The organism is Streptomyces sp. NPDC002144, from assembly GCF_053593695.1.
The window spans coordinates 63,308-87,009 of record NZ_JBSFDB010000030.1 but is presented as its reverse complement, the minus strand read 5'-3'; the positions used below and the strand labels follow the sequence as shown (position 1 = coordinate 87,009).

At 71.2% G+C, this 23,702-nt stretch carries 20 protein-coding genes; 9 read left to right on the top strand and 11 right to left on the bottom strand.

All coding sequences use genetic code 11. The annotated features are described in order from the left end of the window. Positions 1 to 39 precede the first annotated feature (39 nt). The 5 genes from ACWCQ1_RS35805 to acnA all read right to left on the bottom strand — a co-directional run bounded on the left by ACWCQ1_RS35805 (position 40) and on the right by acnA (position 6,565). Positions 40 to 1,131 carry a lytic polysaccharide monooxygenase gene (locus ACWCQ1_RS35805; RefSeq protein ID WP_451028237.1) on the bottom strand — a complete coding sequence of 364 codons (1,092 nt, stop codon included), beginning with the start codon at positions 1,129 to 1,131 and terminating at the stop codon, positions 40 to 42. Positions 1,132 to 1,394: 263 nt separating this feature from the next. Then, entirely contained in the window at positions 1,395 to 1,997 is a 603-nt protein-coding gene (locus tag ACWCQ1_RS35800) for an HD domain-containing protein (RefSeq protein ID WP_451028236.1), read from the bottom strand. Then, positions 1,994 to 3,547 (bottom strand): sensor histidine kinase, encoded by a 1,554-nt coding sequence (locus ACWCQ1_RS35795; protein ID WP_451028235.1) that lies wholly within the window; start codon positions 3,545 to 3,547, stop codon positions 1,994 to 1,996. Before ACWCQ1_RS35795 ends, ACWCQ1_RS35800 begins: the two co-directional genes overlap by 4 nt. Continuing rightward, positions 3,544 to 3,702, bottom strand: coding sequence for a hypothetical protein (locus ACWCQ1_RS35790; RefSeq protein WP_451028234.1), 159 nt, complete (start codon positions 3,700 to 3,702; stop codon positions 3,544 to 3,546). The genes ACWCQ1_RS35795 and ACWCQ1_RS35790 overlap by 4 nt, the downstream gene beginning before the upstream one ends. A 145-nt stretch (positions 3,703 to 3,847) precedes the next feature. Continuing rightward, a complete protein-coding gene (gene acnA / locus ACWCQ1_RS35785) occupies positions 3,848 to 6,565 on the bottom strand; it encodes an aconitate hydratase AcnA (protein WP_358598701.1) in 2,718 nt (905 codons plus the stop codon). A 206-nt stretch (positions 6,566 to 6,771) separates the two neighbouring features. Here acnA and ACWCQ1_RS35780 point away from each other — a divergent pair, with 206 nt between their 5' ends. Beyond that, positions 6,772 to 7,674 (top strand): class I SAM-dependent methyltransferase, encoded by a 903-nt coding sequence (locus ACWCQ1_RS35780; protein ID WP_358598704.1) that lies wholly within the window; start codon positions 6,772 to 6,774, stop codon positions 7,672 to 7,674. A 125-nt stretch (positions 7,675 to 7,799) separates the two neighbouring features. Here ACWCQ1_RS35780 and ACWCQ1_RS35775 read toward each other — a convergent pair whose 3' ends face one another. Next, the gene (locus ACWCQ1_RS35775; protein WP_358598707.1) at positions 7,800 to 10,151 is read right to left on the bottom strand and encodes an excinuclease ABC subunit UvrA; all 2,352 of its coding nucleotides are present in this window, start codon (positions 10,149 to 10,151) and stop codon (positions 7,800 to 7,802) included. A gap of 203 nt (positions 10,152 to 10,354) precedes the next feature. Between ACWCQ1_RS35775 and ACWCQ1_RS35770 the strand changes: the two genes are divergently transcribed. From ACWCQ1_RS35770 to ACWCQ1_RS35745, 6 genes are all read left to right on the top strand, one after another. Then, complete coding sequence (locus ACWCQ1_RS35770; RefSeq protein ID WP_133046062.1) at positions 10,355 to 10,552, top strand: DUF4236 domain-containing protein; 198 nt, start codon at positions 10,355 to 10,357, stop codon at positions 10,550 to 10,552. 64 nt (positions 10,553 to 10,616) lie between these two features. Next, positions 10,617 to 12,146 (top strand): helix-turn-helix domain-containing protein, encoded by a 1,530-nt coding sequence (locus ACWCQ1_RS35765; RefSeq protein ID WP_133046063.1) that lies wholly within the window; start codon positions 10,617 to 10,619, stop codon positions 12,144 to 12,146. A gap of 371 nt (positions 12,147 to 12,517) precedes the next feature. Beyond that, positions 12,518 to 13,138: a lamin tail domain-containing protein gene (locus ACWCQ1_RS35760; protein ID WP_358598711.1), complete on the top strand. Its 621-nt coding sequence runs from the start codon at positions 12,518 to 12,520 to the stop codon at positions 13,136 to 13,138. A gap of 209 nt (positions 13,139 to 13,347) precedes the next feature. Beyond that, positions 13,348 to 14,982, top strand: a complete 1,635-nt coding sequence (gene boxC, locus ACWCQ1_RS35755; protein WP_358598714.1) for a 2,3-epoxybenzoyl-CoA dihydrolase — start codon at positions 13,348 to 13,350, stop codon at positions 14,980 to 14,982. Between the two features lie 4 nt (positions 14,983 to 14,986). Further along, the gene (gene boxB, locus ACWCQ1_RS35750) at positions 14,987 to 16,408 is read left to right on the top strand and encodes a benzoyl-CoA 2,3-epoxidase subunit BoxB (protein WP_451028233.1); all 1,422 of its coding nucleotides are present in this window, start codon (positions 14,987 to 14,989) and stop codon (positions 16,406 to 16,408) included. A 10-nt stretch (positions 16,409 to 16,418) separates the two neighbouring features. Beyond that, positions 16,419 to 17,942: a benzoate-CoA ligase family protein gene (locus ACWCQ1_RS35745; protein WP_451028232.1), complete on the top strand. Its 1,524-nt coding sequence runs from the start codon at positions 16,419 to 16,421 to the stop codon at positions 17,940 to 17,942. Here the strand turns inward: ACWCQ1_RS35745 and ACWCQ1_RS35740 are convergent. The 3 genes from ACWCQ1_RS35740 to ACWCQ1_RS35730 all read right to left on the bottom strand — a co-directional run bounded on the left by ACWCQ1_RS35740 (position 17,833) and on the right by ACWCQ1_RS35730 (position 19,988). After that, the gene (locus tag ACWCQ1_RS35740) at positions 17,833 to 18,363 is read right to left on the bottom strand and encodes an alpha/beta hydrolase family protein (protein WP_451028231.1); all 531 of its coding nucleotides are present in this window, start codon (positions 18,361 to 18,363) and stop codon (positions 17,833 to 17,835) included. The genes ACWCQ1_RS35745 and ACWCQ1_RS35740 overlap by 110 nt on opposite strands. Positions 18,364 to 18,570: 207 nt before the next feature. Continuing rightward, positions 18,571 to 19,416 carry a PaaX family transcriptional regulator gene (locus ACWCQ1_RS35735; RefSeq protein ID WP_451028230.1) on the bottom strand — a complete coding sequence of 282 codons (846 nt, stop codon included), beginning with the start codon at positions 19,414 to 19,416 and terminating at the stop codon, positions 18,571 to 18,573. Between the two features lie 131 nt (positions 19,417 to 19,547). Beyond that, positions 19,548 to 19,988 (bottom strand): DUF6299 family protein, encoded by a 441-nt coding sequence (locus tag ACWCQ1_RS35730; protein ID WP_358598730.1) that lies wholly within the window; start codon positions 19,986 to 19,988, stop codon positions 19,548 to 19,550. A gap of 229 nt (positions 19,989 to 20,217) precedes the next feature. On the opposite strand from ACWCQ1_RS35730, the gene ACWCQ1_RS35725 reads away from it, so the two are divergent. Continuing rightward, positions 20,218 to 20,412 (top strand): DUF5999 family protein, encoded by a 195-nt coding sequence (locus ACWCQ1_RS35725; RefSeq protein WP_133046072.1) that lies wholly within the window; start codon positions 20,218 to 20,220, stop codon positions 20,410 to 20,412. A gap of 10 nt (positions 20,413 to 20,422) precedes the next feature. On the opposite strand, the gene ACWCQ1_RS35720 is transcribed toward ACWCQ1_RS35725, so the two are convergent. After that, positions 20,423 to 20,821 carry a RidA family protein gene (locus tag ACWCQ1_RS35720; RefSeq protein ID WP_358598733.1) on the bottom strand — a complete coding sequence of 133 codons (399 nt, stop codon included), beginning with the start codon at positions 20,819 to 20,821 and terminating at the stop codon, positions 20,423 to 20,425. Next, positions 20,818 to 21,969 carry an acyl-CoA dehydrogenase family protein gene (locus ACWCQ1_RS35715; RefSeq protein WP_358598737.1) on the bottom strand — a complete coding sequence of 384 codons (1,152 nt, stop codon included), beginning with the start codon at positions 21,967 to 21,969 and terminating at the stop codon, positions 20,818 to 20,820. The genes ACWCQ1_RS35720 and ACWCQ1_RS35715 overlap by 4 nt, the downstream gene beginning before the upstream one ends. 51 nt (positions 21,970 to 22,020) lie before the next feature. Here ACWCQ1_RS35715 and ACWCQ1_RS35710 point away from each other — a divergent pair, with 51 nt between their 5' ends. Further along, positions 22,021 to 23,700, top strand: coding sequence for an AMP-binding protein (locus ACWCQ1_RS35710; RefSeq protein ID WP_451028248.1), 1,680 nt, complete (start codon positions 22,021 to 22,023; stop codon positions 23,698 to 23,700). Positions 23,701 to 23,702 lie beyond the last annotated feature (2 nt).

The following is a 23,702-nucleotide window of genomic DNA, read 5'->3' as shown; positions in this document are numbered from 1 at the left end:
GGGCGACACACCGCCACCGGGTCCGCCCTGAGCGGTGCCTCAACCGACGCGACAGGGCAGGGTCGTGGCACTGTCCCCGCCGTCGCCCTGGACCACGTACCCGAAGGTGGCGCTCTGTCCCGGACTGAGCGAGCCGTTCCAGTCGGCGTTGTGGACCATCACGTCCTGCCCGGTGTAGGTCGCGTTGCCGTTCCACAGGCTCGCGACCCGCTGGCCGCCCGGCAGCGTCCAGTCGACCATCCAGCCGAGCATCGGGACGTCACCGGTGTTGGTGACGGTCACCTCGGACTGGTAGCCGCCGTTCCAGCTGTTGGTCGTCCTACGGGTGGCCGAGCAGGTGCCCGGGACGGGGTCGGTCGGGTTGCCCGGGTCGTGAATGCCCGTCACCTCGCCGTTGCCGCCGTCGAAGACGACGTCGGAGCAGGAGTAGAAGGTCTCCGCGCTGTCCGAGCGCTGCCACACCATGTAGATGACGTGCCGCCCCGACTTGTTCGCCGGGAGCTTGCCGGTCCAGGAGTAGTTGGCCTCGACCGTGCCCGGGGTGCCGTTGAGCGGTGGGTGGTCGACCGAGAGGAAGGGCTTGTCCTCGATGTCGTCCCAGGTGAGGGGCTTGGTCGGGTCGTAGCCGTCCTTGGTGACGTAGACGTAGAACCAACCCGGGTGCGCGGCCCAGGCGTTGTAGGAGAAGTCGACGGTCGCGCCCGAGGTGAGGTGGGTGAGCGGCCAGTCGCCCCGCGCGAGGTTGAAGCCCGTGAAGTTGGGGTTGCCGCCGCTGCACAGCTCCCCGTCCGGGACGAAGCCGCGGGTGCGGCCGGCGCCGTCGGAACGCAGGACGGAGAACCAGTTGTAGAACGGGGTGGTGCCGCTGACCTGTTGGGCGGCCTTGCAGGCGGGGTTCACGGGTTTGATCTCGCCGGTGTCGGTCAGCCCGTCCTGCCAGCACAGGAAGGTACGGCTGCCGGGTTTCATGGGGGTGCCGTGGGCCTGCGCCGTGCCGCCCGCGGTGACGACGAGGGCGAAGGCGGGGACGGCGGCCAGGAGGGAGACGAGGATGAGGAAGAGGGCTCGGGTGGGGGTCGTTAATCGGCGCGGGGAGCCGGGCGCCGATCGGGAGCTTCTTGTCAGGATCATGACAGACAGTTCCTTCGATACGGTCGTACGGACGCGGGTGCGGGTGCCGGTGCCGGTGCCGGTGGTGTGCGGATACGAGTGGGGTGGGCGCGCCGGGGGCGGCGGGTTCCGGTCCGTCACCCAATGGGAGCGCTCCCACCCCACCTGTTGCGGAAGTTAGCGCGAATGGGCGCGACTGTAAACCGGGGATGCGGCTCTGGTCGTACCGGGGTCATGGCTCAGGTCGTAACGGGGCGCGGCTCAGGTGGGCAACGGGGCGCGGCTCAGGTCGTCCGGTGCACGGGGTGGGCGGCCTGGAAGGCCAGCCGTCCGTCGGCCCGGGAGGCGATGGACATGAGGAGGTCGTCGAAGGTCAGGAACTCCTCCCAGGCCCTGCGGCCACTGTGCGCCGCGAGCCGCGCGAGCACCAGATCCTCAGGTTCCCGCGCCCGCTTGCCCTTCCAGACCTTGTCGGCGACGCTCACCAGCAGGTCCTCCAGCCGGATGTCCGGCCCGTTCCAGTCGGCGTGTGTGGCGGCGAAGCGGGCCAGCCGCGGTTCGACTCCCCGGGCCAGCAACAGCTCGCGCCCGGCGCTCTCGTGGGCGGAGCCCGGGCCGGACAGCTCGGCGAGGTGCACCGCCTTGCCGATGTCGTGCGTGGCCGCCCCGAACAGCACGGCCTCGGCGTCGAGTTGGAGGGCCGGGTACTCACGTTCCACCCATGTCACCAGCTGGTGCGCCACGTCGTGCACGGCTCGGAGGTGGGCCGCGAGGCGGGGCGGGGCCGCCAAGTCCCTGAGCAGTTCGGCCACTTGGGGTGGCAGGGGGCGCAGGGGCGGATCACCGGGGTCGTCGAGGGCGCGCTGGAGGGGGTCGGCTGTGGTCACGGGGTCAGGGTAGGGGCGCTTTCTTCCCGTCGTACCGCGCTGTCGGGGCGATCGGCCCCGGGGTGCTCAGGGACACCGTCGGCGCTCCTCGCCGGCAGGTCCACCGTGAACTCCGTGTGGCCCGGGCGGCTCTCCACGCCGATCTGGCCCCCGTGAGCGCCCACGATCGCCGCCGCGACGGCCAGCCCCAGCCCCGAGCCGCCCGCCGAACCCGGCGCGCGGGCCCTGGAGGTGTCGGCCCGGGTGAAGCGTTCGAAGACCGTCGGCAGCAGCTCGGCCTGGATCCCCGGCCCGTCGTCGCGTACCCGGATCACACAACGCTCCCCCGCCGTCTCCACCTCCGCCGTCACGGTCGTGCCGGCCGGTGTGTGCGTCCGGGCGTTGGCCAGCAGGGCCGCAACCACCTGGTGCAGACGCCTCATGTCGCCGGTGACCACGGCCGGGGCCTCGTCCAGGCGCAGCGTGAGCCGCCAGTCGTGGCCGTCGCCCGCCGCCCGCGCGTCCCACAGCGCCTCGGCGACGACGGCCGCGAGGTCGACCTCGCCCGATTCCAGGGGCCGGCCCTCGTCCAGCCGGGCGAGCAGCAGCAGGTCCTCCACCAGGCCGGTCATCCGGGCCGACTCGGCCGAGACCCGGCGCCAGGCCAGGACCGGTTCGACACGGTCGGCGCCGCGGTTCATCAGTTCCGCGTACCCGGCGATCGCGGCCAGCGGGGTGCGCAGCTCGTGGCCGGCGTCGGCCAGGAAGCGCCGCATGCGTTCCTCGCCCTGCCGGACGCGTTCCTCGCCACGCCGGCGTTCGGCGAGGGAGGACTCGATGTGGTCGATCATCCGGTTGAGCGCGGCGCCGATCTGCCCGGCCTCGCTGCCGGGGTCGGTGTCCCGGGCCGGGACCCGGGTGAGGCCGGTGACCTCGCCGCGGTCCAGCCGGGCCCGGGAGACCTCGACCGCGGTGGCGGCGACCCGGCCGAGCGGCCGCAACTGGCGTCGGATGACCACCGCGCAGACGACACCGGCCGCGGTCAGCCCCAGCGCGGCGACCCCGGCCTCAGCGAGCACCAACGCGGCGAGCGTGTGCCGTACCTCGTCCATGGGCAGCCCGGTCAGGACGCGTACGCCCCCGCTCTGGGCGGCGGCGACGCGGTAGGTGCCGAGGCCGGGGAGGGTGCGGGTGTGCGCGGAGCCGTCGGGGGCGATGCCCCGCAGGGCGGCGCGCTGGGCGGCGGTGAGGTCGTGCGGCGGGGCGCCCTGGGTGACGCGCGCCGCCGCGAGGACGGTGCCCTCGGCGTCGAGCCGGGCGGCGAGCATCCCGGCGGGGTGTCCGTTCTCGGTGAGGAACGCCAGGCTCGTCGGGTCGTCGGGGCGTGACCGGGCGCCGCCCAGGTTGCGTTCGACGGCCTCGGTGACGCGGTCGTCCAGGTTGCCCATCAGATAGCCGCGCTGGACCAGGGCGGTGGTGAGCGCCATCGCGGCGCACACCACGACGAGCGTGGCGGTGACGAACAGCAGCAGGCGGGCGCGCAGGGAGCGGGCGCGCGGGCGGCGGGTCATCCGCCGTCCTCCGTCGGCCCGCCCGTGCGGCCCCTGCCGTACGCGGCGCGGACCGCGGGTGTCCGGGGCCGGTCGACCGGGTGCCGGGGGGAGAACGCGTGGCCGACGGCGATCGCACGGACGCGGGCGGAAGGGGACCCCAGGATGCCTGACATGTCTCGATACTGTCCCGGTCCGCTGTCGGAACGCTGTGTTCAGCCTGAGGGTCGGTGATGACATCGGGTGGAAACGGCGGAAGGGCCGCACCCCCGACATACGGGGATACGGCCCTTCCGGTGTCCGACTGCCGTGCCGTACCGCTTACTTGCGGATCAGGCTGCGCAGCACGTACTGCATGATGCCGCCGTTGCGGTAGTAGTCGGCCTCACCGGGGGTGTCGATGCGGACGACCGCGTCGAACTCGACACCGGTGTCGGTGGTGACCTTCACCGTGCGCGGGGTGGTGCCGTTGTTGAGCTCCTCGACGCCGGTGATGGAGAAGGTCTCCTCGCCGGTCAGACCGAGGGCCTGGGCCGAGCCGCCCTCCGGGAACTGCAGCGGCAGGACGCCCATGCCGATGAGGTTCGAGCGGTGGATGCGCTCGTACGACTCGGCGATGACGGCCTTGACGCCGAGCAGCGCGGTGCCCTTCGCGGCCCAGTCGCGGGACGAGCCGGAGCCGTACTCCTTGCCCGCGAGGACGACGAGCGGGATGCCCTGCTCGATGTAGTTGCGGGAGGCGTCGTAGATGAAGGAGACCGGGCCGCCGTCCTGCGTGAAGTCGCGGGTGTAGCCGCCCTCGGTGCCCGGCGCGATCTGGTTGCGCAGGCGGATGTTGGCGAACGTACCGCGGATCATGACCTCGTGGTTGCCGCGGCGGGAGCCGTAGCTGTTGAAGTCGCGGCGCTCGACGCCGTGCTCCGTGAGGTACTTGCCGGCCGGGGTGTCGGCCTTGATGGCGCCGGCGGGCGAGATGTGGTCCGTCGTCACCGAGTCGCCCAGCTTGGCCAGGACCCGGGCGCCGGAGATGTCGGTGACCGGGGCCGGCTCGTGCTGCATGCCCTCGAAATAGGGGGGCTTGCGGACGTAGGTGGACTCCGGGTCCCACTCGAAGGTGTTGCCGGTCGGGATGGGCAGCGCCTGCCACTGGGCGTCGCCCGCGAAGACGTCCTGGTAGGACTTGTTGAACATGTCCTCGCCGATGGCGTTCGCCACGACGTCGTTGACCTCGGCCTCGGAGGGCCAGATGTCCTTGAGGAAGACCGGGTTGCCGTCCTGGTCGATGCCCAGGGCGTCCTTGGTGATGTCCACCTTCATGGAGCCCGCGATGGCGTACCCGACGACCAGCGGCGGGGAGGCCAGGTAGTTCATCTTGACGTCGGGGTTGATCCGGCCCTCGAAGTTGCGGTTGCCGGAGAGGACCGAGGTGACCGCGAGGTCGTGGTCGTTGACGGCCTTGGAGACCTCCTCCGGCAGCGGACCGGAGTTGCCGATGCAGGTGGTGCAGCCGTAACCGACCAGGTTGAAGCCGACCTTGTCGAGGTACGGGGTCAGGCCCGCCTTGTCGAAGTAGTCGGTGACGACCTTGGAACCCGGGGCGAGGGTGGTCTTGACCCACGGCTTGCGGGTCAGGCCCTTCTCCACGGCCTTCTTCGCGACGAGCGCGGCGGCGACCATGACGTACGGGTTGGAGGTGTTGGTGCAGGAGGTGATCGCGGCGACCGTGACGGCGCCGTGGTCGATCTCGTACGTCGAGCCGTCGGGGGCGGTGACGGTGACCGGGTTGGACGGCACGCCGTTCGGCGCGACGGCCGGGGCGTCGGAGGCCGGGAAGGACTCCTTGCCGGACTCGTCCACGGAGTCGACGTAGTTGAGGACGTCCGACTTGAACTGCTGGGCCGCGTTGGCGAGGACGATACGGTCCTGCGGGCGCTTCGGGCCGGCGATGGAGGGCACGACGGTGGAGAGGTCGAGTTCCAGCTTCTCGGAGAAGTCCGGCTCGGCCTTCGGGTCCAGCCAGAGGCCCTGCTCCTTGGCGTACGCCTCGACGAGCGCGACCTGCTGGTCGCTGCGGCCGGTCAGGCGCAGGTAGTTCAGGGTCTCGTCGTCGATCGGGAAGATCGCGGCGGTGGAGCCGAACTCCGGGGACATGTTGCCGATGGTGGCGCGGTTGGCGAGGCTCGTCGCCGCCACACCCTCGCCGTAGAACTCGACGAACTTGCCGACCACACCGTGCTTGCGGAGCATCTCGGTGATGGTGAGCACCAGGTCGGTGGCGGTGGTGCCGGGCTGCAGCTCACCGGTGAGCTTGAAGCCGACGACGCGCGGGATGAGCATGGAGACCGGCTGGCCGAGCATCGCGGCCTCGGCCTCGATGCCGCCGACGCCCCAGCCGAGGACGCCGAGGCCGTTGACCATGGTGGTGTGCGAGTCGGTGCCGACGAGGGTGTCGGGGTACGCCTGGCCACCGCGGACCATGACCGTGCGGGCCAGGTGCTCGATGTTCACCTGGTGGACGATGCCGGTGCCGGGCGGGACGACCTTGAACTCGTCGAAGGCGGTCTGGCCCCAGCGCAGGAACTGGTAGCGCTCCTTGTTGCGGCCGTACTCCAGCTCGACGTTCTGCTTGAAGGCGTCGTTCGTGCCGAACTTGTCCGCGATGACGGAGTGGTCGATGACCAGCTCGGCCGGCGCCAGCGGGTTGATCTTCGCCGGGTCGCCGCCCAGCTCCTTGACGGCCTCACGCATGGTGGCGAGGTCCACGACACAGGGAACGCCGGTGAAGTCCTGCATGATCACGCGGGCGGGCGTGAACTGGATCTCCTGGCTGGGCTGGGCCTGGGAGTCCCAGCCGCCCAGGGCGCGGATGTGGTCGGCGGTGATGTTCGCGCCGTCCTCGGTGCGGAGCAGGTTCTCCAGCAGGACCTTGAGGCTGTACGGCAGTCGGGCCGAGCCCTCCACCTTGTCCAGCCGGAAGATCTCGTACGACTCGTCGCCCACCTGCAGCGTGCTGCGGGCGTCGAAGCTGTTCGCCGACACGACAGTCTCCTTCATTGATGTGCGCGTACCACCGTCCATCGTGCCGCCACGCCGACTTGGCCGGTCCGGTTAGGTCAGGCTAAGTTAGGTTTGCCTTACTAGAGCGGCGGCCACGGTGCGCCTCGGCAGATATCTCGATGTCGAGATAACTCTAGTACATGGGCGCTGGATGGTCATGCCCGACCTCGCGCCGATAGCGTCGCGGAGTGACCTACCTGAGTCCGCTCGCCTATCTCCTGGGGGTCGAGGGAGCCGCCTTGCTGCGCGGCTTCCGGGAAGGAAGCGCCGACCGCGCCTTCGTCGAGGCCCGGCTCACCGAGATACGACGACTGCTGGCGACCCCCTCCCTCACCCGGACCGAGGCCGCCACGGCGACGTACGGCACGATCGGCGCGGCCGAGGTGTACCGGTCCTGGGCTCCGCACTACGACGCGCCCGGCAACCAGATGATCGACGTCGAGCAGCCGGTCGTACGACGGCTGCTGGACGGCCTGCCCGTCGGTACGGCGCTCGACGCGGCCTGCGGGACCGGTCGGCACACCGCTCACCTGCACGGGCTCGGCCATCGGGTGATCGGCGTGGACGCCTCCCCGGAGATGCTCGCCCGGGCCCGCGAGCGGCTGCCGGACGTCGGGTTCCTCCAGGCCGATCTGCACCGGCTTCCGCTGCCCGACGACGCGGTCGACACGGTCGTCTGCACGCTAGCGCTCACCCACGTCCCCGAACTGGCGCCCGTGCTGGCCGAGTTCGCCCGGGTACTGCGTCCCGGCGGACACCTGGTGATCTCGGACGCGCATCTGACGGGGTCCTACCTCTGGCCCACGCTTCCCCGCCGCCCCGGCCCCGACGGCCGCCCCTCATTGCTGACGGAACACCATCGCCCGCTCAGCGCGTACCTCGCGGCGGCCCTCCCCCTCGGCTTCCGGGTCCGCCACTGCGAGGAGCCCCACCGCCCGCGCGCTCCCCTCCCCCCACCGCCCGACCCCCTCCCCACCGACATGTCCTGGGACGTCCTCCACTGGATCCCGGAGGCCGCCGCCACCGCACTGGGCGACTCCCCGCTGGTGGTCGTGTGGCACTTCGAGCTGGAGGACCTCGGGGAGCGATAACCCACCGTCACCGAAGGTCTCTGCACGGCGTCGCCGGGCCGACGGGAATCATCCGGGCTGGTCCGAGCTCCGGTCCCCCCGCCGTCACACGCTCCACGCACGCGTGCTTTCCCGGGCGCATGCCCCTAGCCGGCCACGTACTTCGCCAAGTGCTCGCCGGTGAGGGTGGAGCGGGATGCGGCCAGGTCGGACGGGGTGCCCTCGAAGACGATGCGGCCGCCGTCGTGGCCCGCGCCGGGGCCGAGGTCGATGATCCAGTCGGCATGCGCCATGACCGCCAGGTGGTGCTCGACCACGATGACGGACTTGCCGGAGTCGACCAGGCGGTCGAGGAGGCCGAGGAGTTGCTCGACGTCCGCGAGGTGGAGGCCCGCGGTCGGCTCGTCGAGGACGTAGATCCCGCCCTTCTCGGCCATGTGCGTGGCCAGCTTCAGGCGCTGGCGCTCACCGCCGGAGAGGGTGGTGAGCGGCTGGCCGAGCGTGAGGTAGCCGAGGCCGACGTCGGCGAGGCGCATGAGCACGCGGTGCGCGGCCGGGGTCGCCGCCTCTCCGCCGCCGAAGAACTCCACCGCCTCCGTCACCGGCATCGCCAGCACCTCGCTGATGTCCCGCCCGCCGAGCCGGTACTCCAGCACCGAGGCCTGGTACCGCTTGCCCTCGCAGTCCTCGCAGGTGCTGGCGACGCCCGCCATCATCGCGAGGTCGGTGTAGACGACACCGACGCCGTTGCAGGTCGGGCAGGCGCCCTCGGAGTTGGCGCTGAACAGGGCCGGCTTCACCCCGTTGGCCGAGGCGAACGCCTTGCGGATCGGGTCGAGCAGTCCGGTGTACGTCGCCGGGTTGCTGCGCCTCGAGCCCTTGATGGCGCCCTGGTCGACCGAGACGACGTTCGCGCCGGGCGGGATCGAGCCGTGGACGAGGGAGCTCTTGCCGGAGCCCGCCACACCGGTGACCACACAGAGCACCCCGAGGGGGACGTCGACGTCGACGCTCTGCAGGTTGTGGGCGCTCGCACCCCGGATCTCCAGCTGTCCGGCCGGCTTGCGCACACTCTCCTTCAGGGCCGCCCGGTCGGCGAGATGACGGCCGGTGACGGTGTCGCCGGAGCGCAGGCCCTCGACGGTGCCCTCGAAGCAGACGGTGCCGCCCGCCGTACCGGCGCCGGGACCGAGGTCGACGACGTGGTCGGCGATGGCGATGGTCTGCGGCTTGTGCTCGACGACGAGCACCGTGTTCCCCTTGTCCCGCAGACGCAGCAGCAGTTCGTTCATCCGCTGGATGTCGTGCGGGTGCAGGCCGGTGGTCGGCTCGTCGAAGACGTACGTCACGTCCGTGAGCGAGGAGCCGAGATGGCGGATCATCTTGACGCGCTGCGCCTCACCGCCCGACAGCGTGCCCGAGGGCCGGTCCAGCGCGAGATAGCCGAGGCCGATCTCGGAGAAGGAGTCGAGGGACTGCTGCAACGCGGTCAACAGCGGGGCGACGGACGGCTCGTCCAGCCCGCGGACCCACTCGGCGAGGTCCGTGATCTGCATCGCGCAGGCGTCGGCGATGCTGATCCCCTTGATCTTCGAGGCGCGGGCGCCCTCGGCGAGCCGGGTGCCGTCGCACTCGGGGCAGGTGGTGAAGGTGACGGCCCGCTCCACGAACTCCCGGATGTGCGGCTGCATCGCCTCCTTGTCCTTGGAGAGCATCGACTTCTGGATCCGCGGGATCAGACCCTCGTACGTCATGTTGATGCCCGCGATCTTCATCCGGGTCGGCTCGCGGTGCAGGAAGTCGTGCAGTTCGCGCTTGGTGTACTTGCTGATCGGCTTGTCCGGGTCGAAGAAACCGGACTCGATGTAGAGACGCGAGTTCCAGCCGCCGCCCTTGTAGCCGGGGACGGTGATGGCGCCCTCGTTCAGCGACAGGGAGTCGTCGTAGAGCTGGGCGAGGTCGAGGTCGGTGACGTTGCCGCGGCCCTCGCAGCGGGGGCACATGCCGCCGGTCCGCTCGAAGGTCGCCTTCACCGCTTTCCTCGCGCCCTTCTGGACGGTGATGGCACCGGACGCGCGGACCGAGGGGACGTTGAACGCGTACGCGCTCGGCGGGCCGATGTGCGGTGTGCCGAGCCGGCTGAAGAGGATCCGCAGCATCGCGTTGGCGTCGGTGGCGGTGCCGACGGTGGAGCGGGGGTCGCCCCCCAGACGCTGCTGGTCGACGATGATCGCGGTGGTCAGACCGTCCAGGACGTCCACCTCGGGCCGGGCCAGGGTCGGCATGAAGCCCTGCACGAAGGCGCTGTAGGTCTCGTTGATGAGCCGCTGCGACTCGGCGGCGATGGTGTCGAAGACGAGCGAGCTCTTGCCCGATCCGGAGACACCGGTGAAGACCGTGAGACGGCGCTTCGGGATCTCGATGCTGACGTCCTTGAGGTTGTTCTCACGCGCGCCGTGCACGCGGATCAGGTCATGGCTGTCGGCGGCGTGGCTCATCGTCTCTCCAACGTCTCGGGCGGCCTGGCTCGATCCAACGCTATGCGGGGGCCGCCGGTCGGCGCTTCTCGAATCCTGACCGCTTCCCGGACGATCACGGGGGCGATCACGGGGGCGATCACGGGGGCGATCAGGGGGATCTGCCATCAGGCGGCCAAGTCGGGGTAACCGGACAGGAAACAGCCCGCTCGGAAGGAGGCACGATGCCCCTCACGTTCCGCAAGAGTTTCCGGATACTGCCCGGCGTGCGCCTGAACATCAACCGGCACTCCTGGTCCATCACCACCGGCGGCAAGAACGGTCCGCGGCACACCCACAGCAGCACCGGACGTCGTACGACATCGATGGATTTGCCCGGACCTTTCGGGTGGCGGAAGACCCACACCGCCAAGCGACACTGACGGGGCATCACCCGAATGGACCCCCCGAGATGCCCCATCTCATATCTGAGATAGCCTCAACCCCATGGCAGACGACTACCTCGTACGCATCGGCAAGCTCATCCGTGACGCCCGGCAACACCGTGGCTGGACACAGGCACAACTGGCGGAGGCGCTGGGCACCAGTCAGAGTGCTGTCAACCGCATCGAGCGGGGCAACCAGAACATCAGCCTTGAGATGATCGCTCGAATCGGTGAGGCACTTGAGAGCGAAATCGTCTCACTGGGCTACGCGGGACCGATGCATCTGCGGGTGGTCGGCGGCCGTCGGCTCTCGGGGGCCATCGACGTCAAGACGAGCAAGAACGCGTGTGTCGCGCTGCTGTGTGCGTCCCTGCTCAACAAGGGGCGCACCGTGCTGCGCCGGGTCGCCCGGATCGAGGAGGTCTACCGCCTCCTGGAGGTGCTCAACTCCATCGGCGTGCGCACCCGTTGGATCAACGACGGGGTGGACCTGGAGATCGTGCCGCCGGCCGAGCTCGACATGGCGGCGATCGACGCCGACGCGGCGGTGCGCACCCGGTCCATCATCATGTTCTTCGGCCCGCTGCTGCACCGTATGGACCACTTCAAGCTGCCCTATGCCGGCGGCTGCGACCTGGGCACCCGCACCATCGAGCCGCACATGATCGCGCTGAGGCGGTTCGGGCTGGACATCGCCGCCACCGAGGGCCAGTACCACGCCCAAGTGGACCGTGCGGTCCGGCCCGACCGTCCGATCGTGCTGACCGAGCGCGGGGACACCGTGACCGAGAACGCGCTGCTGGCCGCCGCCCGGCACGACGGCGTCACCGTCATCCGCAACGCCTCCTCCAACTACATGGTCCAGGACCTGTGCTTCTTCCTGGAGGCGCTCGGCGTCAAGGTCGAGGGCATCGGCAGCACGACGCTCACCGTGCACGGCGTGCCGGACATCGACACCGATGTCGACTACTCCCCCTCCGAGGACCCGGTCGAGGCGATGAGCCTGCTGGCCGCGGCCGTCGTCACCGAGTCGGAGCTGACCGTGCGCCGGGTGCCCATCGAGTTCCTGGAGATCGAGCTCGCGGTCCTGGAGGAGATGGGCCTCGAGAACGACCGCACCCCGGAGTACGTCGCCGACAACGGCCGCACCCGCCTTGTGGACCTGACCGTCCGGCCCTCCAAGCTCGAGGCGCCGATCGACAAGATCCACCCCATGCCCTTCCCGGGCCTGAACATCGACAACGTCCCGTTCTTCGCGGCGATCGCGGCCGTGGCCCAGGGCAAGACCCTCATCCACGACTGGGTCTACGACAACCGGGCGATCTATCTCACCGACCTCAACCGTCTCGGCGGCCGTCTCCAACTCCTCGACCCGCACCGCGTCCTGGTCGAGGGCCCGACCCGCTGGCGGGCGGCCGAGATGATGTGCCCGCCCGCCCTGCGCCCCGCCGTCGTCGTCCTCCTGGCGATGATGGCCGCGGAGGGCACGTCCGTCCTGCGCAACGTGTACGTCATCAACCGCGGTTACGAGGACCTGGCCGAGCGCCTGAACTCGATCGGGGCGCAGATCGAGATCTTCCGGGACATCTGACAGGTGACGGGGCGCCCCCGCCAGGGGGGCGCCCTTTTGCGTTGGGCCGTTACTCACTTTCGGGTGACGGCGTTCTCGCAGGTGGGGTGGCGGGGACTGGCGGACAGATGCCACATTCCAGTGTTTCCAAGGGCACACAATCTTATACCGCGTCAACCCTGTGCATTCGGCCGATAAATGGTCGATACAGCCGAGAGTCATAGATATCTGTTGGATCTGTAATGACGCACGCATTTCCCTCACCGGACGTGGGGATTCCGTGCAGGGTGTGGATGTGCGGCCGACCGGTCGCCACCCGCACAACACACCCCGCCGACCTGCGGTTTCATCGCCGTGGCCGGGGTGTTCCGCCCTTGCGAAGGGGGACACTCGTGTCCGTTACTGCTTCCGTCCGTCGCCTGACCGCCGCCGCCGCGGTCGCCGCCGCCGTCGTAGGTGCCGCCGCACTCCCCGCGGCGGCCGCCGACCATCAGCCCGGCCGCTGGCACCACGGCTCGGTGTTCATCAGCGCCGTGCACCACGCCTCCCCGTGGCGGGACGGCCGGGGCAACCGGTCGCTGAACGCGGAGTGGGCGGACATCACCAACGAATCCCGCCGGACGGTGAACCTGGACCACTGGACGCTGTCCGACCGGGAGGGCCACACCTACACCTTCCATCACGTCCTGCTCCAGGGCCGTGCGACCGTCCGCGTCCATACGGGTCTGGGCCGGGACACCGGGAGCGACGTCTACCAGGCCCGTCGCGGGTACGTGTGGGACCGGGACTCCGACACCGCGACCCTGCGTGACGAGCTGGGCCGCCTGGTCGACGAGACCTCCTGGGGCCGCCACGACCGCGACGGCTGGCGCGACGGGGACCGCCGCCACGACCGCGACGGCTGGCGCGACGGGGGCCGCCGTCACGACCGCGACGGTGGCCGCCACGACCGGGACGGCTGGCACGACCGCGACGGCGGGCGCAACGGGCACGGTGGCGACCAGCGCCACTGACCGACCCGGCACGCCGGCCTGATCCCGGCTGACCGACTGGTGGCGCGCTGCCCCTGAGGGCGGCGCGCCACCGGCGCGTTGCCGCTTCCGCCCCCTTCCCGCGCACGGAACGACGCCTCCTTTTTGTTCTACAAAACCTTGACGCACTGCTGAGCTTCTGTAGACCATCGGGATGTCGGTACCCGCACCGGCGCGAGGAGGCGCTCGGCATGGTGGAGGTGTCCTTCGACCGGAGCCCGGAGACGTACCGGCACTGGAGGCTGCGTACGGACGGGCCGGTCGCCTGGCTGGAGCTGGACGTCGACGAGGGCGGCGGGCTGGTGCCGGGGTACGAGCTGAAGCTGAACTCCTACGACCTCGGTGTCGACATCGAGCTGTACGACGCCGTGCAGCGGCTGCGCTTCGAGCACCCGGAAGTACGGGCCGTGGTGCTGACCAGCGCCAAGGAGAAGGTGTTCTGCGCGGGCGCCAACATCCGTATGCTCGCCGCCTCCCCGCACGAGTGGAAGGTGAACTTCTGCAAGTTCACCAACGAGACGCGCAATGGCATGGAGGACGCCTCCGAGCACTCCGGGATCACCTTCATCGCCGCCGTCAACGGCTCCTGCGCGGGCGGCGGTTACGAGCTGGCACTGGCCTGCGACCTGATCCTGCTGATCGACGACAACTCCTCGGCCGTCGCGCTGCCCGAGGTGCCTCTCCTGGGCGTGCTGCCCGGTACCGGCGGTCTGACCCGGCTCACGGACAAGCGGCGGGTGCGCAAGGACCTGGCCGACGTCTTCGCCACCCGGAGCGACGGGGTGCGCGGCAAGACGGCCGTGGACTGGCGGCTGGTGGACGAAATCGTGCCGCGCCGGGACTTCCGGGCGGTCGTCGAGCAGCGGGCCCGGGAGGCGGCGGCGCGCCATCCCCGGCCCGCGGACGTGCGGGGTGTCCGACTCGCGCCGCTGGAACGCGAGATCAGCGACGCCGGGATCTTCTACCGGCATGTGCGCGCCGAGTTCGACCGGGCGCTCGGGCTCGTCCGGATCACCGTGGGCGGGCCGCAGGACGGCACCGAGGGGTGGCTGCTCCGCCTCACCCGTGAACTCGACGACCTGATCCTGAGGCTGCGGGCCAACGAGCCCGAGCTGGGCACCTGGGTGCTGCGCACCGAGGGCGACCCGGACCTCGTAATCGCCCAGGAACAGCGGCTGTTGGACGCCCGGGCGGACGGTGACTGGCTCGCCGACGAGATCCTGCACTACTACAAGCGCACCCTGAAGCGTCTCGACGTCACCAGCCGCAGTCTCGTCGCGCTGATCGAGCCCGGGAGCTGCTTCGCCGGGCTGCTGCTGGAGTTGGCCCTCGCCTGCGATGTGCAGTACATGCTGGACGGGCCACCCGTCGAGGACCCGGACAGTGCTGAGCGGGCACAACTCCGGCTGTCCGTGGCCAACTTCGGAACCTTCCCGATGGGCAACGGGCTGTCCCGGCTCGCGTCCCGCTTCTACGGGGACGACGACCACCTCGACTGGCTGCGCCGCGAGGCGACCGGGCATCCCCTGACCCCCGCCCAGGCCCGCGAGCTCGGGCTCGTCACCGACGCGCCCGACGACATCGACTGGGAGGACGAGGTCCGCCTGGTGCTGGAGAACCGGGCGGCGCTGAGTCCCGACGCGCTGACCGGGATGGAGGCCAACCACCGCTTCGTCGGCCCGGAGACGATGGAGACCAAGATCTTCGGCCGGCTCAGCGCCTGGCAGAACTGGATCTTCGTACGGCCGGGCGCGTCCGGTCCGGAGGGCGCGTTGCGCCGTTACGGCACCGGGCAGCGGGCCGTCCACGACCGGAAGCGAGTGTGATCCGATGCCCACGGCCATCGACTACGACGCCAAGATCCCCAACAACGTCGGCCTCGCCGACGACCGCCGGCTGCAGCGGGCCCTGGAGGGCTGGCAGCCCAAGTTCCTCGGCTGGTGGGGCGAGATGGGCCCCGCCCTGGAGAACCACGGCGTCTATCTGCGCACGGCCGTGTCGGTGGGCCGGGACGGGTGGGCGCACTTCGACCATGTCCAGGTGCCCGACTACCGCTGGGGCATCTTCCTGGCCGAGCCCACCCCGGACCGCCGTATCGCCTTCGGCGAGCACAAGGGCGAGCCGGTGTGGCAGCAGGTGCCCGGCGAGTACCGCGCCGACCTGCAACGGCTCATCGTCGTCCAGGGCGACACCGAGCCCGCGTCGGTCGAGCAGCAGCGACTGCTGGGGCTGAGCGCGCCGAGCCTGTACGACTTGCGCAACCTCTTCCAGGTCAACGTCGAGGAGGGGCGGCATCTTTGGGCGATGGTGTACCTGTTGCACGCCTACTTCGGCCGTGAGGGGCGGGAGGAGGCCGAGGCGCTGCTGTACCGCAACTCCGGCAGCCCAGATTCCCCGCGCATCCTGGGCGCGTTCAACGAGGAGACCGCCGACTGGCTGGCCTTCTACATGTTCACGTACTTCACCGACCGGGACGGCAAGTACCAGTTGGGCTCGTTGAAGGAGAGCGCCTTCGATCCGCTGTCGCGGACCTGCACCTTCATGCTGAAGGAGGAGGCCCACCACATGATGGTGGGGACGACCGGGGTCGACCGGGTCGTCGCCCGCAGTGCACAACTCGTCGTGGAGAACGACACGTTGGACATCGCCGGGTGCGGCGGGATACCGCTCGACATCATCCAGAAGTACATCAACTTCCACTACACCGTCTCCCTCGACCTGTTCGGCAGCGAGACCTCCACCAACGCGGCCAACTACTACACGGCGGGGCTCAAGGGCCGCTGGCAGGAGGAGCGCCGGGGCGACGACCACCGGCTCACCGAGGACGGCGTGCGGTTGGACAGGCCCGCCGAGGACGGCACCTGGGGGGCCGACGAGGTCCCCGCGCTGCTCGCCCTCAACCTCGACCTGCGCGACGAGTACATCGCCGACTGCCAAACCGGCGTCAAACGCTGGAACCGGATCCTCGAGGACCACGGCATCGACGTCCGCTTCCACCTCCCCCACCCGGGCTTCAACCGCCAGGTCGGCCTCGCCTCCGGCCACCACGTCACCCCCGACGGCAGGATCGTCGACGAGCGGGCCTGGGAGGCGAACCGGCGCCACTGGCTGCCCACCGCCGAGGACCTGGCGTTCGTACGGTCGCTGATGCGGCCGGTGTACGAGCGCGGGCGGATCGCGAGCTGGGTGGCGCCGCCGGTCAACGGGATCAACGGCAAGCCGTTCGACTACGAGTACGTCCGACTGGTGTGAGGCGGCCCCCATGCCCGAGCTGTTCAACGCGGCGGACTGGCTGGTCGACCGGCAGGTCGACGAGGGCAACGGCGGCCGTACCGCCGTCGTCACGCCGACGCGGAGCCTGACGTACCGGGAACTGGCCGACGAGGTACGGCGGTCGGCGGCCGGGCTGCGTGCCCTCGGCGTACGGCCCGAGGAGCGTGTCCTGTTCTGCATGGCCGACGATGTCGAGTTGTTCGCCGGCATCCTCGCCGCGTTCCGCATCGGCGCGGTGGCCGTGCCCGCGTCGACCATGCTGACCGGGCCGGAACTGGGCAGGCTGGTGGCGGACTGCCGCAGCCGGGTGGTGCTGGCCTCCGAGGAGTTCGCGCCGGTCGTCCACACGGCTGTCCAGGACGCGCCGGAGGTCGAACACACCCTGCTGGGCGGCGACTTGGGGCGGCTCTGGCGGGCGGGCGGGGACGAAGGGCCGTATCCCACCTGGCACGACTCCCCCGCCCTGTGGCTCTACACGTCCGGCACCACGGGCACGCCCAAGGCGGCGATGCACCGGCACGACGACATCCGGCTGGTCGCGGAGAACTACGGGCAGCGGGTGCTGGGCATCGGCCCCGAGGACCGCTGTCTGTCGGTCGCGAAGCTGTTCTTCGCCTACGGGCTCGGCAACTCGATGTTCTTCCCGCTGTCGGCCGGCGCCACGGCCGTACTGGAGCCGGCCCGGCCCTCGCCCGGGCTGTTCGCCAAGCGGGCGGCGGCCGACCGGGCGACCGTGCTGTTCGGTGTGCCCGGGTTCCTCGGCGCGCTGCTCGCGAGCCCGGACATCCCCGACGACGCCTTCGCGACCGTACGCGTGGGCGTCTCCGCCGGTGAGGCGCTTCCGGCGCGGATCTACCAGGGAGTGCGGGAGCAGTTCGGCGTGGAGGTGCTCGACGGGATCGGCTCGACCGAGATGCTGCACATCTTCATCTCCAACCGGCCGGGGCGGGTCCGTCCCGGCTCCTCCGGCGAACCTCTTCCGGGGTACGCCGTCGAGCTGAGGGACGACGCGGGGCAGGTGGTGGACGGCACGGGTGTGCCCGGTGAGCTGTATGTGCGCGGGGAGTCGGCCGCCGTCGGCTACTGGTGCCGGGCGAAGACCAGCCGGCAGGTCTTCCTCGGCGACTGGGTGCGCACCGGCGACACCTACGTCCGCAACACCGACGGCACCTACACCTGCCTGGGCCGCACCAACGACCTGCTGAAGGCGGGCGGCATCTGGGTCTCGCCCGCGGAGGTGGAGGAGCGGCTGCTGGCACATCCGGACGTGGCCGAGGTCGCCGTGGTCGGGGCGCGGGATGCGGACGGGCTGGATCTGCCGGTGGCGTGCGTGGTGCCGCGGGCGGGGTGCGAGGTGGACGCTCAGGCTCTGGTCGCCTGGTGCCGGGAGGGGCTGGCGGCGTTCAAGCGGCCGCGCGCGGTCGTCGCGCTGCCGGAACTGCCGCGCACGCCGACCGGGAAGATCCGGCGTAACGTGCTGAGGGAGATGATCCGCCCCGAGGAGGTGCCGTGATCGACGGTGACACCGTGGTGGACGCGCACAGGGCGTCCAGGGTCGCCCGCCACTCGGGGACGGCGCGCTCGGCGAGGTGGGCGTTGTAGCGGACCACGATCGGGCCTTCCGGCTCGCCCGCCTCCCTCGCCCGGTACAGCTCGGCGATCTCCTGCTCGGCGTACGCCGTGCGCGGCCTCTCGCCGTGGCCGGGCGCGTCGATGACGGCGACATGGAAGCCGCGGGCGACGAGGAGGCGTGCGCGGCCCGACATGGCGGGCCACTTCTTGTGGGTGCCGCCCCCGTGGCCCATCAGGACGAGGGGTGCGCGGTCGGCGCCGGACAGCGGCGACCAGAGGATGCCGGGGATGTCGCCCAGGGTGAAGTCGCGTTCGCGCATGCCGTGGGCGGACGACTCGGTGGTGAAGTGCACAGAGGACATAGGTGTGGCCTTTCGGGAGTGCCTGGTGGTGGAGGCGCTCCCGGCGACACCCGCGTCAGTCGCCGGACCGTGGAGAAGGAGGGAGCACCCACGTCGATACAGCGTTCATGGGTCTCACCTCCTCGATCGGTCGCACGGCCGACCGCAAGCTAGCAGCAGGGGCCCGCAGGCCGGCAACTGCTTTTTTTCGGGGCCGCTTTCCGGGCCCTAGTCCTGCAGTTCCTCCCACCGCCGTTGCGCCTCCGTCGTCCAGTCGGCGTGCCGGCCGCGGAAGAGGGCGGTGGCCCTGGCGCCGCTCCAGCCGGGCGGGAGGAGTTCGGGCGGGAGGCGCGGGTCGAGGAAGGGGAAGCGGCGCCACTCGTGGACGAGCAGGGTCAGGGCGTGCAGCGTGGGGTCGCCGGGTGCCGGGTGCAGGCCGGTGAACCCGTCGATGAACCCCTCGTACCGCTCCTCCACCTCGCTCAGGTCCCAGGCGCGGGCGACCATGGCCGCCTCGCTGCCGAGGGCGCCGTAGGTGGCGGTGAAGGACAGGGCGCCGTCGGCGAGCTGGAGTTCCTTGAGGACGGCGAGGGCCTCGGGCTCGCGGTGGGTGTGGGGGGTGATCCACACGCCCGGCTCCGGGGAGCCGAAGCCGGCCCAGCTGAGGCGGGTGCGCAGGCGGTGGCGCAGGTCCCGCTTGGTCTCGGGGACCGAGACGAGGACGACGAGCCAGGTGCCGTCCCAGGCCCGCTCGCCGCTGCCGAAGTCGTAGATGCGCTGCGCGCCCTCGGTCAGCAGCCGCCGTCCGGGCGGGGTCAGCGCCCAGCGCACCCGGCGGCCCACCCGCTCCGAGGCCAGCCAGCCCTCGGCCGCCGTGCGGGCCAGCGCCTGGCGGGCCGACTTCTCCTCGACGCCGAACAGCGCCAGCGTCTCGACCAGCGCCGACGTCCATACGGGGCGGCCGCGCGGCAGGACGAACTCGCCGAGCACGGTCATCAGCAGCGAGCGCGCGCTGGTGTCACCGACCTCCCGGCGCCGGCTGACCACCGGCCGCGCGGACGCCTCCTTCGCCATGTGCCGCCACTCCCCTCCCAGCCGGTTGCAAGCTCTTTGCACACTATCCTGTCGGCACGCAACCTATCTGTGGAGTGTGGTGGGGCCGTCGTGCCCGCGGTCCGTGGTCCCGCGGGCACGGCGGGCGGCGGTCAGCTCCGGGTCAGGGTGACGTCCTGGCGCTGCAGGGCGTGGAAGCGGGGCAGGGGCAGGCCGCCGACGGGGCGCAGTTCCATGACGGTGGCCTCGACGGTGGCCGCTCCCGGCTGGACCGGTTCCGAGGAGACCTTGCCGGTGTTCGCCCAGGCGTGCGTCACGCCGTCGCAGACGGCACGGGTGCCGCCGATGCCGTGACGGACGGTCGAGGTGCCCTGGCTCAGGGACGAGCTGACGAAGACCGGGCCGGTGTTGCCGAGACAGCTGTAGGTGCCGGAGAGCGTGACGGTGCCGTCCGCGGCGATGGTGCCGGTGGGGTCGACGGTCACGGTCTCGTACGGGTCCGCGCTCGCCGGTGCGGCGGTGGCGGCGAGCGGGAGCAGCGCGGCCGCGGCGCCGGCGAGGGCGAGGGCGGGGCGCAGGGAGAGCGCGGGCATCGGGAACCTCCTGAAGGTGGGGCTTCCACTGGTACCGGGCGCGCGCGCGTGTTGCCGTGACCGTCACCCCTTCGGTGGCGAGTCCGCATCGACGGTCGTGGAACCGTCCGGGTGTTGTCCGCGTGTTGTCACGCTTCTCGTCCAGCCGTTCCGATGAGTTCGCGACGGGAGCATGGTCTTGTTCACAGGGACCCGGACCGAGGGGTCCCGACCGACCTGGAGGTACGCCATGTGTACACGTCGGCCCTCGTGCCCTGCCTCCGACGGCCACGCCCCGCACATCGTCGCCGCCCACCCCGAGCAGGGCTGGGCGCTGCTGTGCGACGGCGGGATTGTGTTCGACGACAGCGGTGAGCTGACCGCCGACGGCCGCGTCGTCGCGCCGCACCGGCTGCCCGCCGAGCGACTGGCCGTCGCCGCCTGACCGATTCCGCTCAGGGCAGCACGGCGAAGCCGTCGAGCTCCACCTGTGCCTGGTCGTCCCAGAGGCGTACGACCTCAACGACCGCCATCGCCGGGTAGTCCCGTCCCGCCAACCGCCGCCAGATCCGCCCGAGTTCGGGGGCGTGGACCCGGTAGGCGGCGACGTCCGTGGCGTAGACGGTGACGCGGGCCAGGTCCGCGGGGGTGCCGCCGGCCGCGGTGAGCGCGGTCAGCAGATTGGTGAGCGCCTTCTCGAACTGGGCGGGGAGCGTGTCGCCGGTGACCTTGCCCTCGGTGTCCAGGGCGGTCTGGCCGGCCAGGAAGACCACGCGGGTGCCGGTGGCGACGACCGCGTGCGAGAAGCCGGTGGGCGGGGAGAGGTCGGGCGGGTTGACGCGTTCGGTGCTCACTGGCCTGCCTCCGGGGTTTCCGTCTCCGCGTCCAGTTCCTTGTACAACTCCTTCGCGATGATGCCGCGTTGGACCTCGCTGGCGCCCTCGTAGACACGCGGTGCGCGCACCTCGCGGTACAGGTGCTCCAGCAGATGCCCGCGGCGCAGCGCCCGGGCCCCGTGCAACTGGACGGCCGTGTCGACGACTTGCTGCGCGGTCTCGGTGGCCAGCAGCTTCGCCATCGCCGCCCGCTTGGGGACGTCCGGGGCACCCTCGTCGTACGCCGTCGCCGCCGCGTACACCACGAGGCGGGCCGCGTCGGTGCGCAGCGCCATGTCGGCGACCTGGTGTGCGACGGTCTGCAGATCCCGCAACTTGCCGCCGAAGGCGTCCCGTCGGGCGGTGTGCGCGAGGGTCGCGTCCAGCGCGGCCTGTGCCATGCCGACGGCGAAGGCCCCGACGCTGGGCCGGAAGAGGTTGAGGGTGCCCATCGCCACGCGGAAGCCGCGGTCGACCTCGCCGAGGACGTCGTCCGCGGTCACGGGCACGGCGTCGAAGTCGAGGGCGCCGATGGGGTGCGGCGAGAGCATGTCGAGGGCGGTCCCGGTGAGTCCCGGGCGGTCGGCGGGGACCAGGAAGGCGGTCACCCCACGGGCCCCGGCGCCGGGGGTGGTGCGCGCGAAGACGGTGTAGAAGTCGGCCTCGGGGGCGTTGGAGATCCAGCACTTCTCCCCGGTCAGGCGCCAGCGGGCCGCTCCGTCGGGCTCCGCCCGCAGCGCCAGCGCCGCCGCGTCCGAGCCCGCGTTCGGCTCGCTCAGCGCGAACGCGGCCACCGCGGTCCCGTCGCTCACCCTCGGCAGCCAGTTCTCCCGCTGGGCGGGGCTGCCGTGGACGTGCACGGGATGGGCGCCCAGGCCCTGCAGGGCGAGGGCCGTCTCCGCCTCCGTGCAGGAGTGGGCGAGGGACTCCCGCATCAGGCACAGGTCGAGCGCGCCGGAGGTGAACAGGCGGCCCAGCAGGCCGAGTCGGCCCAGTTCCTCGACCAGCGGGCGGTTGACGTGGCCGGGCTCGCCCTTCTCGGCGAGCGGGCGCAGCCGCTCCGCCGCCAGCGTACGCAGCCGCGCACACCAGGCGATCTGTTCCGGTTCGAGTGAGAATGCGGGCATCGCCGGTCTCCTCTCCGCCGCGTCTCCCTCGACGTTATCGCGCTCTGTTGACTGCCGTCACCAACGCGATACGCTCGTTGCCGCGGCCCACCACGACGCCCACCAACGGCGGCCCACAAGGCAAGGGGGCGAACCGCCATGATCGTCTCGGCCCACGTCGACACCTTCGCGCGCGACCACCTCCCGCCCCCCGACCAGTGGCCCGACCTCCGTTTCGAGCTGCCCGGGCTGCGGTACCCCGATCGGCTGAACTGCGCCGCCGAGCTCCTCGCCGGCCCGCCCGACGAGCGCCCGGTGTTCCACACGCCGGACGGCCCCACCTGGACGTACGGCGAGCTGCGCGCCCGTGTCGACCGGCTGGCGCACGTCCTCACCGCCGAGCTCGGGGTCGTACCCGGCCATCGCGTGCTGCTGCGCGGGCCGACCACGCCGTGGCTCGCCGCGTGCTGGCTGGCGGTGCTGAAGGCGGGGGCGGTGGCGGTGACCGTGCTGGCGCAGCAGCGGCCGCACGAGCTGGCAGTGATATGTGACATGGCACTGGTCCGGCACGCCCTCTGCGACATCCGCTCCGTCGACGACCTCGCCAAGGCCGAGATACCCGGCCTGCGCATCACCACCTACGGCGGCGACGCCCCCGACGACCTGCTGCGCCGCCCGGCGCCCGGCGCGCCCTACCCGGCCGTGGACACCGCGGCCGACGACGTCGCGCTGATCGCGTTCACCTCGGGCACCACGGGTCGCCCGAAAGGGTGCATGCACTTCCACCGGGATGTGCTCGCCATAGCGGACACCTTCTCGAAGCATGTGCTCAAGCCCCATGCGGACGATGTGTTCACGGGCAGCCCGCCGCTCGGCTTCACCTTCGGCCTCGGCGGACTGGTCGTCTTCCCGATGCGGGCCGGCGCGAGCGCGCTGCTGCTTGAACAGGCGCACCCCAAGCAACTGCTGCCCGCCGTCGCCGACCACCGCGTCTCGGTACTGTTCACCGCCCCGACCGCCTACCGCGCGATGCTGGACGACCTCGACGCCCACGACGTCTCGTCGCTGCGCCGCTGCGTCTCCGCCGGCGAGAACCTCCCCGCGGCCACCTGGCGGGCCTGGTACGAGCGGACCGGGCTGCGGATCATCAACGGCATCGGCGCGACCGAGCTGCTGCACATCTTCATCTCCGCGGCCGACGACGACGTCCGGCCCGGGACGACCGGGGTGCCCGTGCCGGGCTGGGAGGCGCGCGTGCAGGACGCGGACGGGCGGCCCGTTCCCGACGGGGAGCCGGGGCTGCTGGCCGTGCGCGGGCCGGTCGGCTGCCGCTACCTCGCCGATCCGCGCCAGCGCGACTACGTGCGCGACGGCTGGAACGTCACCGGCGACACCTACGTCCGGGAGCCGGACGGCTACTTCCGTTACGTGGCCCGGGCCGACGACATGATCATCTCGGCCGGGTACAACATCGCGGGGCCGGAGGTCGAGGACGCGTTGCTGCGTCACCCGGACGTGGTGGAGGCGGCGGTGGTGGGGCGGCCCGACGAGGCCCGCGGACAGGTGGTCGTGGCCCATGTGGTCCTCAAGGAGGGCGCCGTACGGGACGCGGATGCCCTGCGCGCCTTCGTCAAGGCGGAACTCGCGCCGTACAAGTGCCCGCGCGAGATCGTCTTCTCGGACGCGCTGCCGCGCACGGCGACCGGGAAGCTCCAGAGGTTCCGTTTGCGCACCGATGGTGACCAGCAGTGATC